The 12,883-nt window shown below is 36.2% G+C and carries 11 protein-coding genes; 4 read left to right on the forward strand and 7 right to left on the reverse strand.

Features of this window, described 5'->3' with window-relative positions:
• Window positions 1–30: 30 nt before the first annotated feature.
• The 3 genes from AB9K26_RS13740 to AB9K26_RS13750 all read right to left on the reverse strand — a co-directional run bounded on the left by AB9K26_RS13740 (window position 31) and on the right by AB9K26_RS13750 (window position 3,359).
• Window positions 31–522: a DUF6646 family protein gene (locus AB9K26_RS13740; RefSeq protein WP_369973139.1), complete on the reverse strand. Its 492-nt coding sequence runs from the start codon at window positions 520–522 to the stop codon at window positions 31–33.
• A gap of 65 nt (window positions 523–587) precedes the next feature.
• The gene (locus tag AB9K26_RS13745) at window positions 588–1,451 is read right to left on the reverse strand and encodes a cupin-like domain-containing protein (protein WP_369973140.1); all 864 of its coding nucleotides are present in this window, start codon (window positions 1,449–1,451) and stop codon (window positions 588–590) included.
• A gap of 90 nt (window positions 1,452–1,541) precedes the next feature.
• On the reverse strand, window positions 1,542–3,359 hold the full coding sequence (locus AB9K26_RS13750) for a TonB-dependent receptor plug domain-containing protein (RefSeq protein WP_369973141.1): 1,818 nt from the start codon (window positions 3,357–3,359) through the stop codon (window positions 1,542–1,544).
• Between the two features lie 79 nt (window positions 3,360–3,438).
• On the opposite strand from AB9K26_RS13750, the gene AB9K26_RS13755 reads away from it, so the two are divergent.
• Genes AB9K26_RS13755 through AB9K26_RS13770 form a run of 4 tightly spaced genes read left to right on the forward strand, consistent with a single transcriptional unit; the run spans window position 3,439 to window position 6,230 of the window.
• Window positions 3,439–4,932 (forward strand): PLP-dependent aminotransferase family protein, encoded by a 1,494-nt coding sequence (locus AB9K26_RS13755; protein ID WP_369973142.1) that lies wholly within the window; start codon window positions 3,439–3,441, stop codon window positions 4,930–4,932.
• 58 nt (window positions 4,933–4,990) lie between these two features.
• Window positions 4,991–5,509 (forward strand): DUF2975 domain-containing protein, encoded by a 519-nt coding sequence (locus tag AB9K26_RS13760; protein ID WP_369973143.1) that lies wholly within the window; start codon window positions 4,991–4,993, stop codon window positions 5,507–5,509.
• A 2-nt stretch (window positions 5,510–5,511) separates the two neighbouring features.
• Entirely contained in the window at window positions 5,512–6,021 is a 510-nt protein-coding gene (locus AB9K26_RS13765) for a DUF2975 domain-containing protein (RefSeq protein ID WP_369973144.1), read from the forward strand.
• A 2-nt stretch (window positions 6,022–6,023) separates the two neighbouring features.
• Entirely contained in the window at window positions 6,024–6,230 is a 207-nt protein-coding gene (locus AB9K26_RS13770) for a helix-turn-helix domain-containing protein (RefSeq protein WP_369973145.1), read from the forward strand.
• A gap of 87 nt (window positions 6,231–6,317) precedes the next feature.
• On the opposite strand, the gene AB9K26_RS13775 is transcribed toward AB9K26_RS13770, so the two are convergent.
• From AB9K26_RS13775 to AB9K26_RS13790, 4 genes are all read right to left on the reverse strand, one after another.
• Window positions 6,318–6,593 carry a F0F1 ATP synthase subunit epsilon gene (locus tag AB9K26_RS13775; protein ID WP_369973146.1) on the reverse strand — a complete coding sequence of 92 codons (276 nt, stop codon included), beginning with the start codon at window positions 6,591–6,593 and terminating at the stop codon, window positions 6,318–6,320.
• Between the two features lie 18 nt (window positions 6,594–6,611).
• The gene (gene atpD / locus AB9K26_RS13780; protein ID WP_369973147.1) at window positions 6,612–8,120 is read right to left on the reverse strand and encodes a F0F1 ATP synthase subunit beta; all 1,509 of its coding nucleotides are present in this window, start codon (window positions 8,118–8,120) and stop codon (window positions 6,612–6,614) included.
• Between the two features lie 194 nt (window positions 8,121–8,314).
• Complete coding sequence (locus tag AB9K26_RS13785; protein ID WP_369973148.1) at window positions 8,315–9,973, reverse strand: G-D-S-L family lipolytic protein; 1,659 nt, start codon at window positions 9,971–9,973, stop codon at window positions 8,315–8,317.
• Between the two features lie 21 nt (window positions 9,974–9,994).
• Window positions 9,995–12,856 carry a TonB-dependent receptor domain-containing protein gene (locus AB9K26_RS13790; RefSeq protein WP_369973149.1) on the reverse strand — a complete coding sequence of 954 codons (2,862 nt, stop codon included), beginning with the start codon at window positions 12,854–12,856 and terminating at the stop codon, window positions 9,995–9,997.
• Window positions 12,857–12,883: the final 27 nt, after the last annotated feature.

A 12,883-nucleotide genomic window follows, 5' to 3' on the forward strand; every position in this document is an offset into this window, starting at 1 on the left:
AAAGGTGCTTTAATATGTTTTGTCAATGTCTTATAAATTAAAGACAGCACCAATATTAAAAGTAAATTGGTTGTGGATGTAATAACTGATTTCTGTTTTGTCTTTACTGTATTTTGCCAATGGGAAATTACCTTCTGCATACAATCCAAATCCTTCTGAGAAAAAATATCTCGTTCCGATATGACCTCCAAAATTCTTTAAGCTTAAGTTCAAACCAGGATACACATCAAAATTGTCATCAACATTAATGACCTTGCCTAAGTTGGCATTGAAACGCGCTTCAAGATCGAAACGATCTCCAAAGTCAGCATCCAATCTGCTATCAATTCCTAAGGCGTAAGATGAAGACACACCTACAGAGATGTTTTCCCCTAAACCATAATCGTAGGTTACATGAATACCTGTAGCTTCATCTTGAAAATTGGCACCAACTTGAAATTTCTGATCACCTTTCCCTGAAAATGCTTGTGCATTTACAAAAGCAACAGTAAGTAAGGCGATAATACTTAATACGTTTTTCATAATTCTTATCTAAAAATTTGAGCTTGCAAATATATACAAGGATTTGGTTTCTAAAAACAATCTGTCTAAAAACCTTGATGGGTTTTCTCAATGGCACGATTGTTTTTCCAATCGATCCACTTTTGTCCTTTCATGCGACGCATCAAGTTATCAAAGTGACGCATGATCAACACATTATATAGTGCTTTGCCTAAGTTTTTGGGATTTCGAGCAATAGCTCTAAGACTCATTGAAAATCCAGGTGTAATGTATTGCATGTAATGCCAGTAACCTTCTGGCATGTATAGCATTTCTCCATGATTTAACTCGCAGTGCCAGCCTTTGGCATTTTTGAGTGCTGGCCACTGATCTAAATCGGGATTGGCAAAGTCAATGTCCTCTCGTGTGATTAAGGAATGCGGAACTTTATAAAGATGCTTGTTTTGTTTTTGATCGAATAGAATGCAACGTTTTTTTCCTTCAAAATGGAAGTGGAAAATATTTGCCAAATCGATATCGTAATGCATGAAGGTATAGGAATCTGTACCACCAAAAAATAGCATTGGTAAGCCTTTCATGAGTTTGAGTCCGACATCAGGATATGAAAAATCGTTTTGCAGTTGTGGGACTTCCTTTAAAATGTTCCAAAGAAAAATACGATATTTTGTAGGCTCTTTTTTGAGGAGATCAATATACTCTGCCATTTTCATCTTGGCATGAGGCTCGTTAAAACCATCTTTATAATCTACAGGTCTGTCATCGTATAAAGGCACAATTTTGTCACCAGCAATAGATTTCATGTAGTCAAGGCTCCACTTTTTATAAGCAGGCCAATCTTCGATAAAACGCTCAATAACGACAGGTTTTTGAGGTTTGAAATACTGGCTTATAAACTCCTCTTTTGTAATGTTTTTTACTCGAGGAATGTCTTGTAGATTAAGAGTTGACATGTGCAAACAATAATTCCCAAAGTTAAGAAAACGTTACGAAACGAATTACATTGTCTGTTGAAATATTTTTTTAGCTTTTATGTTCTTGGTTTATTTGAAATTGTATCGCAATCCAAATAAGATATTGCTTGGAGGCATTGGTACAAATCCCGTTTCAATATAATCTGCATCAAAAATATTACTCGCAGTGATGCTTAGTTCGGCAGATTCTATTTTTATTAAAAGGGAGGCATCCCAAACATTATAGGTTTGACCTGTGGTGCGTTCGGCATATTTGTAAACAATGTTTTGCCTTACGTTTTTAATGAGTTGCGAACTGAACCTAGTAATGTATTGATGTCTAAGCGTGTTTAAGGAATAGCGTGATAAGGCTTCATTTTGATCTAGAATAGTATCATCTAAATAAGCGTATCCAAAATTTAAGGTTTGGGTCATATCTTTAATCTTAAAATTATAAGAGGCATCAAACTCCAATCCTTTGGTGTTCACTTCGGTGATATTGGTTGCAGTGAAAATAGCGTTGTTGGAATTAGGCCTAATGTAATCTATAAGGTTTGTCGCATCTCTGTTAAAAGCAGCAATCGTAGCTGAAAATCTAGAGGTGTTCCATTTCAATCCAATTTCTTGTCCGAAAGCCTCTTCAGGCTCCAAATCTGGATTCCCTTGTGTGGCTGGATCGCTGTAAAACAAATCGGTATATGTTGGAATTCGGTAAGTATATCCAATGTTTCCATACGCCTTTAAATTATCTGAAATTCTATATCCAATGTCTAATCCAGGAAATGCATGGAACTTAAAATCTGAAAAATAGGTGAGAGCCACTCCAGGTGTAACATCGAGCTTGTCATTAATGAATTTGAATTGATGTTCTATAAACATATTAGCCATAAAGCGATTGCGATGCCCAAGATTATTGCTACTGATATAGGTTTTTGAGAGGTCAACACCAAAACCAGTAACTCCAAGTTTTGAAGTATATGAAGCATTTGCCTCAGCGCCTATTTTGTTGGTAATATGAAAATTTCTATAGAAACTTGGGTCTTCGCGTCTTAATAAAAACATATCTTGATTTCGTTTCCAATACAATCTTGGTTGCACCTTGAAACGTTCCGATTTAAACTTAGTGGTAAATGCCAATAAACTATTTTGGGTTTCTTCATATTCAAAGAAGCTTGGGTTGGTCGTATAAAAATTTTGGGCTCCAAACTTGCGATCAAAAAAAGTCGCTAGCATTTCTATGGGTTGCTTACGCTTGTTGAAGACACTTTTTACAAACAAATTTGTGTTGTCGTAATCGGTATTTGCGCGATAGCCACCAGAAGTCATTTTTCCAGCATGTACCAAATGTGTAGAATTTTCTAAAGAGCTGCCTAACGTGATAGAGCCATTTAGTTGTTCAAAAGAGCCAGTTTCAAGGTTGGTAGAAACAGAAGTGTCAAGATTGTCTTTTGTAACTATATTGATGGCTCCTGTAAAAGCGTTCTGACCAAAAATTCTTGCTGCAGGACCTTTTATGATTTCAATACGTTTGATAACTTCAATTGGAAGTGCCGCATTCATGGTGTGATGACCCGTTTGTGCATCGTCCATTTTAATACCATCAATTAAAAGTAAAGTCTGGTCAAAACCACCACCTCTAATATGTAGGTCTGCTTGACTACCACCTGTACCACGACGTCTAATATCGATACCAGCAAATTGTTGTAACAAATCTGCAACATTAATGGCTGCACTGTTTTTAATCTCCTCAGCACTTATTACAGTTATCGTTCTAGAATTTTCCTTGAAGGGAATGTCAATTCGGGTTGAGCTAATAAGAACGGAATCTAAAACTTGTTGTTCGATTTCTTGGGCTTTAAGCGCAAATGACAACATGATAAGTAGTAAGAATACAGAAATAGACTTCATAACGTAAATTGATTAAACCATTTTAATGCTGCAAAAATCGTAACTTTCCGGATCATTAAGATAGTCCAGTTTAAAAACTATGAATAGTCCGGTTTATGATATTGTTAAATCCTTGATACATATTGAAAAGTCATCAAAGACACCAATTTATATTCAAATCACCCAACAACTTATCAATGCCATTCAGCGTGGGTATCTGCAGGAAGGTTCGGTACTTCCCGGAACGCGTAAGTTTGGGGAACTTCTTTCCATAAATCGAAATACTGCTGTAGCCGTTTATGATGAATTGGCATCACAAGGTTGGGTGGCGATTGTTCCCAATAAGGGCACATTTGTTCTGATACCTGAAAAAAAAACGGTGGCAATACGAGGAACCACACAAAGTTTGGAGCATTTGAATACCTATCCTAAAATTGCAGGGTTTCGTTTTCAATCGTCTTTTAATCTGGCGTCTACAGAAGAATTTTCAGCCTGTAATTATGTCATCAATGATGGACAACCTGATTTACGCTTGCATCCAACATACCAATTTTCACGTTGGTATAGTGCAACAATGAAACGTGGTTCGCTGATTTCGAAATGGGATCAAATACAGGAACATTCGTATAATTATTTTAGTAAACAGTTATGTAATTACTTAAACGCTACTCGAGGCTTTCATATAAAACCACATAATATCTTAAGCACGCGAAGTACAGAAATGAGTTTATATATCGTCTCTAGGTTATTGGTACAAACCAATGATGTCGTTCTTGTTGGAGATTTGAGTCACTATAAGTCGAATATGATTTTTCAGCAAGCAGGCGCTATCATTAAAACTGTACCAGTGGATGCTCATGGAATGGATGTGGATTACATAGAACAGCATTTCACTAAGAACAGCATTCGTTGTGTTTATGTTTGTACACACAGACAGTATCCTACTACGGTTTCTCTTTCAGCAGAAAGACGCCTAAAGCTATTACAACTGGCAAAAGCTTATGGATTTGCCATCATTGAAGATGATTTTGATTACGATTTCCAGTTTGATGGATCCGCTAAGTTACCAATGGCAAGTGCAGATGGGCAAGGTGTTGTGGTGTATCTCGGCAGATTGGGACAATCGTTTTTCCCTGGGTTTCAAATTGGTTTTGTGGTGGCTCCTGAAAATATCATCAATGAAGCCAAGAACTATTTGCAAATAGTGGATAAGCAAGGTGATTTAATTCAAAAGCAAATGCTTGCCGAGCTTATTTCAGAAGGAGAGATACATCGATTGATAAAAAAAAATATTGCCATTTATAAAAAACGACGTGACCTTTTATGTACTTCTTTAGAAACTTATTTTTCGAGTTGTGCTAGGTGGCTAATACCTTCTGGCGGATTAGCAGTTTGGTTGCAGTTTCAACCTGATATCCCGCTTGTTAAACTTGCTGAAAAAGCTAAAAAACACGATTTGCTTTTACCGAAAACCATCTTATATCAAAGTAAGAATCTTTGTGCTATAAGATTCGGATTTGGACATTTAAATGAAGAGGATATGGCTATTGTGGTTAAAAAGTTAAAAAAAGCATACAATGATATTTTTAATTAAAATTATTGTTTTTCGATAATATTTTATATATTTGTTATCGTTAAACAATAATTTAAGAATGAAATCATCAGGAATTTTTAAAATAATACATGTTATATCTTGGATTATTTTCATAGGATTTAGTATAAAGGCTGGAGCCTTATTAATTTCTTATCTCGTAAGTGTTTTTGTTAATGAATCGGCTTCAAGTCATCTTTATTTGGGATTGGATTTGATGAATATTTACAATCTAAGTTTATTTCACTACTCAGGTGTGGTTTTGCTTTATATTCTCACAGCGGTCTTGAAAGCTTATCTGTTTTACTTATTGATCAAGGTGTTTCAAAAAATAGACTTTAATAATCCATTTAGTTTAACAATTGCCAATATGATAACTAAAATAAGTTATGTGTCATTGGCTATTGGTTTAATAGCAATGGTAGCTTTAGGATATACAACATGGCTTTCAAAGCAAGTGTTTTTTGTGTCTAGTTGGAATGCTTCAGGGTTTCTATTTATGGCTGGAGTGATATTTATAGTTGCCTTTTTATTCAAACGTGCCGTTGAAATACAAACAGAAAATGAATTAACTATTTAATTATGAAAACAGTAAAATTATTAAAAACCTGCATTGACATTTATTACTATTTTGTCATGATTGCCATGGTTCTTGGGTTATTAACTTTACCGATACTATTGTTTACCACAGGATCGTATGAGGTTAATCTTTTTGACTCGCAAACTGTAGACATTGGACATCTAGGAACTTTAAAAACATTAGTCCTCATAGTATTAATGCTTGTAATATTTGGGGTTTATTTTTATACCATACGTTTAATTAAGAAGACGGTAGATGTCATGTCAAAAGGTAATTATTTTTCAGACTATGTAATTGCCAATTTTTCTAGAATAGGGAAGCTATTCATTATTTGCGCTATCGGATTTTCATTGATTAGATTTGCTTTTAGGCTTATAGTTTCAAGTACTTTCTCATTCGGAATAAACACTGCTTTTTTTATTCTTTTGATTATGGGATTGTTTATGATGTTCCTTAGTGAGGCTTTTAACCAAGCAAAGCGATTAAAGAATGAAAATGATTTAACCATATAATTATGCCTATAGTAGTTAATCTAGATATCATGTTGGAAAAGCGACAGATGAAAAGCAATGAATTGGCTGAAATCATTGGCATTACTACAGCAAACCTTTCAATTCTTAAAACCGGTAAAGCTAAGGCCATTCGCTTCTCTACCTTGGAGGCTATTTGTGAAGCATTGGATTGTCAACCAGCTGATATCCTTGAATATGTGGAACCTTAACCTAGAGTCTGTTAATCTTAAAAACTAATACTAAAATAAAAAAGCCGAACAAAATGTTCGGCTTTTTATTATTATTTAAGGTTCTAGTTAATCGGCTAGAACGATAACTTTATTGTCTTTCATTTCAATCGTACCAGAGTTGATTGGAAGCCAATAACCTTTGTCAGTTTTCTTAAACTTATCTTCAACCTCTTCATCTAAAGTAATGCTACCATTAATCTTAACATTACCCTCTCTAAGGATTGAAACGATTGGTGCGTGGTTATTTAGCATTTCAAACTCTCCCATCACTCCAGGAACAGCAATACTTGTTACTTCTCCACTAAATAAAGTAGCTTCTGGTGATACAATTTCCAAATACATAATTTAGTTTGTTTTAAATTAAGCCTCAGCAAGCATTTTTTCTCCAGCTTCTATAGCTTCTTCAATTGTACCTTTAAGGTTGAATGCTGCTTCAGGTAAGTGATCTAATTCACCATCCATAATCATATTAAAACCTTTGATGGTTTCCTTGATATCAACCAATACTCCAGGAATACCTGTAAACTGTTCAGCTACGTGGAATGGTTGCGATAAGAAACGTTGTACACGTCTTGCACGACCAACGGCCATTTTATCTTCTTCAGATAATTCTTCCATACCTAAGATGGCAATAATATCCTGTAATTCTTTATAACGCTGTAGTAACTCTTTTACACGTTGCGCACAGTTGTAATGGTCTGCACCTAAAATATCAGCCGTTAAAATACGAGATGTTGAATCTAATGGATCCACTGCAGGATAAATACCAAGCTCAGCAATTTTACGAGATAATACGGTTGTTGCATCTAAGTGGGCAAACGTTGTTGCAGGAGCAGGATCGGTTAAGTCATCCGCAGGTACGTAAACCGCTTGTACAGATGTAATAGATCCTTTTTTAGTTGAAGTAATACGCTCTTGCATGGCACCCATTTCAGTTGCCAGAGTAGGTTGGTAACCTACCGCAGAAGGCATACGACCTAAGAGTGCAGATACCTCAGAACCAGCTTGGGTAAAACGGAAGATGTTATCGACGAAGAATAATACATCTTTTCCTTGTCCATCACCAGCACCATCACGGAAATATTCTGCTATTGTCAATCCTGAAAGTGCCACACGAGCACGAGCTCCAGGAGGTTCGTTCATCTGACCAAACACGAAAGTTGCTTTAGAATCTTTCATAGCTGTTTTATCAACCTTAGTCAAATCCCATCCACCTTCTTCCATAGAATGCATGAAATCATCACCATATTTGATAATTCCTGATTCCAACATTTCACGAAGCAAGTCATTTCCTTCACGCGTACGCTCACCAACACCAGCAAACACTGAAAGACCACCATGACCTTTAGCGATGTTGTTAATCAACTCTTGAATCAATACGGTTTTACCAACACCAGCACCACCAAATAATCCAATTTTACCACCTTTAGCATAAGGCTCAATCAAATCGATTACTTTGATACCTGTAAAAAGAACTTCAGTTGAAGTTGATAAATCTTCAAACTTAGGAGCTTGTCTATGTATAGGTAAGCCAGCATCACCAGCTTTAGGTAAATTTCCAATTCCATCAATTGCATCACCAATAACGTTGAATAAACGTCCGTAAACGTCTTCACCAATTGGCATTTGAATAGGAGCACCAGTTGCTGTAACTTCAGTTCCTCTACTAAGACCATCGGTGGAGTCCATCGCAATAGTTCTCACGGAATCCTCTCCAATATGGGATTGAACTTCAAGAACTAAGGTTGAACCATCAGGTCTATTAATTTCTAACGAATCATAAATTTTTGGAAGTTCTGCACCAGCACCAAATTCAACATCGATAACTGGACCAACTATCTGTGCAACTTTACCTGTAACTTTTGACATTACTTTTGTGTTTAATGTTTTAGATATTTAAATACTAAAAAAAGAGGTCGTGGATTTTAATTTCGAAACACCTACTTTTTCGCGCTGCAAAGATATAGTATTTAATTTAAAATTAAAGTCATTTTTTTTCTTTTTTCGACACAAAAAAACACCTCTAAAAAAGAGGTGTTGATAATATATTTTAAGAACCTATATTATTGTAATGTAGGAGAATAGTTAGTAGGTAAATCTGCAGCTACAGGAGTAGTTCCAGACGCAATAAAGTTAGTTCCAAAAGTTGTGTCAATTGCAACCAAGAACTCTCTTGCCATCAAACCATATCCTCTAGACGTTAGGTGTACTCCATCTAAACTAACAAGACCTCCAAAGACCAAATCGGTTGTCATGACATAGTCATCGTAAGGATATCCAGATGTTGAGGCTTGCTCTAAAACAGCTCTTAAATCAGCAACCGCAACGTTAGGATTAGAATCAGCAACAGAAAATATGGTTGCATTATAAGCTGCTGTTGCCATTGCGATATTGTTTTGCTCTTGTGGTGATAAAACCCACTTGTCTTCCAATGGTAATGAAACACCTTCAACAGAAAATTGACCAGCTAAAGTAGGAGGAAGTCCTTGCGATCCTAAAAAGGCTGCAAAATCTTCATTAACTGTTCCAATAACTGAGGCGCTTGGTAGTACCAATAAGTCATTTGCAGTAGCTTGTCTTGCTTGACCATACACTAGCCCTAACAAACCTGCTACTTGAGGTGCAGCTGCAGCAGGCAATCCAAAAGATTGTACAAATGCTGGAAAAGTTGGACTTGCTAGAAGCACTTGTGTAATTTGAGCTGATAAGTCTGTAAGACTATCATCGCGAATTACAACTGCACTTGCAGAAGTTTCAGAAAATACAATACTACGTTCAGGCACGCTTAGAAACGCAAATACTTGATTCAACTGAGAAAATATACCATTTAATGTTGGTATTTGAGGACCAAACGAAGGATTTGTTGGGTCTAATGGGTTATGTGGAACGGTTGTAAAGTGAGATAAACTCGTAATATCAGGAACCGTTGTAACAACACCTTTAGCTCCATTTTGAGTTAAGGCACCAACCATTTGAGAAAATGCTTGAGCAAACACATTTGGATCGGTAATATCATTTCCTCCATAAGTAGAAGGATCAATATTGCCAGTTTGGTCAACACCAGTACCTCCTGATGTAGCATAACCTAGCACATCATTTCCACCAACTTCACTCAAAGTGAAAAATGTTGGATTTTGAGCAAGGGCATCACCTAGAACTGTAGAGGTCGCTCCAGAAGCAATCCTTGTATAAAACGGATTAAAAGCAGCATAACCAGGAGTGATGAAATGGAAACTCTTAGCTCCAGGAATCCCAAAATTATTGAAATTACTACCAATATTATTTCCAGCTTCTGTAGTAATTGGAGGAACAGGCGCACCTTGGCTAGCTAAAAACGCATCTAACGGAACAGGTCCTGCACCACCAAAAACAAGTCTGTAACCAGCAGCAACATTGCCACCAACTAAAATACCACCTGTGTTGTCATCCATTAAGGGTTGTGAAAAAGTACCACCTCCACCAAAGGCAAACTGTTCTGATAGAAGTTGAGGAAAAGAGCGCTCTTGACTAGCTCTAAACAAACCACCATCAGAAAAACCAGCAGTAAAGGATGCTCCAATAGCAACATAATTAGAGAAATCCACATCATTAACCATTAATTCAGGAGTAGTTTCTATTTCGCTATTGTTGTTTCTTTCTCTTATATCTTCCACGAGGTCATTCTCGCAGGCGATCATACTAATTGAAAGTATGGATAGGAATATATATTTTAAATTTTTCATCTTATTCATTTCTTTTCTTTATTATAAGTTATTGATTGTCAACGAAACATAATATTGCGAACCAATGAATCCTGTTCCGAAAGCTGTAAAGTATTCATCCTGAAGAAGGTTAGTTGCACCAACTTTTATGGATGATTTTAAACTTGGTATTCTATAGTTAAGTTGTGCATCAAGAACATGGAAAGCAGGAATCTCTCCATCACCAAAAGAAGCTTCCCAGAAGTAGTTGTCACTCCATCTCCAAGCAACATTAAATCCAAAATTGTCAAATAATTCAGTATTTCCAAAAGCAACTTTTGTTTTATGGTCAGGAGTGTTGAAATTCGTTCTGAAGTCAGGATTCTCATTAACATCAAAATCCAATTTAGCATACGTATAGTTAGCACTCAAATCAAAACCATTAAAGACTTTAGTTGAAATTTGAATTGCAGCACCATAAGAATTAACGGTTTCTTCAGAATTTGTATAAGTTTGATAAACATTCACATCGCCATTATTCAATGCTGCTAGAATTTGTTGTGTATCCGCATTTAAACCACCAACAGACGCTGGGTTAGCAGGATCATATCCAGTTAAATTGAAATTAGAGACGTTTCCGTAAAGAGGCGCAATAACTGATTCATTAGACAAGAAGTCTTTATAAGAGTTAAAGTATGCTGATGCATCTATAATGAAATTTTTTATTTTTCCTCTATATCCTAGTTCAAAAGAACTTACTTGTTCTGGCTTCACAAAATTTGAATTACCAATAAATTCACTTCCGTTGGAGTTTACATCTCTATTGGTGTTTGATAATTCACCAGCAACAGATACAAATAATGAATTGGTATAGGCAGCTGCGGCAGTTTGAGTAATTGAACCAGGTTGCCCCAAGTTGTTCTGAGCGAACTGACTCACGCTATAATCTCTAACATAACGATCTCCAATATCGCTAGCACCACCAACCAATGTTCCTAAGGCAGTTTCTAAACCAATATATAAAGATTGGGTGTCTGGATTTCTAAATCCAGTTTGGAAAGAGGCTCTAATGTTATGATTGTCATTGATTGTTAAACCAGCAGAAAGTCTAGGGGATAAAAATGCATCAAACAATTCTGATTTGTCATAACGAATAGATCCAGTAAGTTTTAATTCTAAACTTTCATTTAATTCCATAGAGCGCTGTAGCTGTGTATACAATCCTAATTCAGAATAAGTGATCGGACCATTCGTGTCAGCATAGATTGTACCGAATGAATTTAATCGATAAGTTCTGTGTGAACCACCAACTTGGATTTCAGCAAAATCAACCAGATCACCAAAGTTGTAATTGGCATCCACGTGATAGATTTGCGAATTATCTCTTAATGCAGAACCTGTTAAAAAGTTTGTTTCACTAGTTACTTTATCGAAAGCTTGTTGGAATTCAGGAGTTCCTGGTTCAAGCCTTCCAGTTTCAGCAACCGCTCTCGCTGCAGCATGGGCTTGGTCATTTGTAGCACCACCTAGTGTTTGCGCAATATATTCTCCTACATATTCACCAAACCAAACATCGTGAGCTTTCCATGCTTGTAAAAGATTTGGTCCTGCTACATCCATAACGTAAGTATCTCCAGCTTTGTCAGCAGTTAAGTAACCTCTTACGAAGAAGTTGTCATTTCTAACTTCAATTTTATGTTGCTGTAAGAAGAAATTGTCAATTCTGTAACGTTGAGCACCTTGATAGATGGTTGAACCAGTACCAACCTTACCAACATATTGAATTTCAAAATCGTTAGCCCATGGTCTAAAATATAAGCCCCAATCTGCTTTTACACTTTCAGCATTGTAGTCTGTTAAATCTACCTCTCTATATCCTGTTCTACTAACATTAACAGAAGGCACCAATGCTGATGCACCTGCTGGAGCCAAACCTAAGCTTTCCAATGTTAGGGCAACATCTCTAATATTTGTAGTTACATTGTCTCCATAAACATTAACACCATCATAGTTGATGTTTGAATCACGGGTTCCACCTGGCATGTTTTTGTCATCATAGTTTGTAGCAAACCAATCGGTTCCGGTTAAGTATCCAAAATTAATCTTAGCTGCAAATTTCTCGCTGAATTTGTGAGCCATTCTAATACCTACGTCGGTATAATCATTGTTGCCTGCAGCTTCTTGAGATGTAATACCTCGCTTAACATATCCACTGATACCTTGATGGTCAAAAGGATTTTTACTTCTCATGAAAAGAATACCATTAAAAGCATTGGCACCATAAAGAGCAGAAGAAGCACCTGGTAGTAATTCAACACTCAGTACATCTGTTTCGGTCATACCTAAAAGGTTACCTAATGGAAAGTTTAACAGAGGAGCTGAGTTGTCCATACCATCAACCAGCTGTACAAACCTGGTATTTGCAAATGTTGCAAAACCTCTAGTGTTTATAGACTTAAATGTTAAACTGTTGGTGTTGATGTCAACTCCTTTTAGATTTTCAAGTCCGCCATAAAAATCAGCAGAAGCGGTATTCTTGATTTCTTTTAATCCGAATCGTTCTACAGTTACTGGAGATTCAAATATACGTTCAGGAGTTCTAGACGCTGAAATTACCACCTCATCCAATTCGGTACCTTCGGTTAACTGGATGTCAATAGTTTCAGAATTTGAAGTAACATCTTTAGTAACAGTTTCAAAACCGATACTACTAATTTGAATAGTAAAAGGTGGATTTTGATCAACAGTTAAGGTGTAATTACCATCAAAATCTGAAATGGTTCCAGAAGTTGTTCCAACGACAATAATGTTCACACCAGGAAGTGGCTGTCCATTATTATCAGTGATTTTACCTTTAACTGTTGTAGTTTGTGCAAAAGAAAACGCACAGCAAAACAGCAATAAAAAATTTAGAATTGTCTTCATTTTAGGGAATTAGTTAAATTTAATATC

The organism is Psychroserpens sp. XS_ASV72 (assembly GCF_041224425.1).
Lineage (GTDB): Bacteria > Bacteroidota > Bacteroidia > Flavobacteriales > Flavobacteriaceae > Psychroserpens.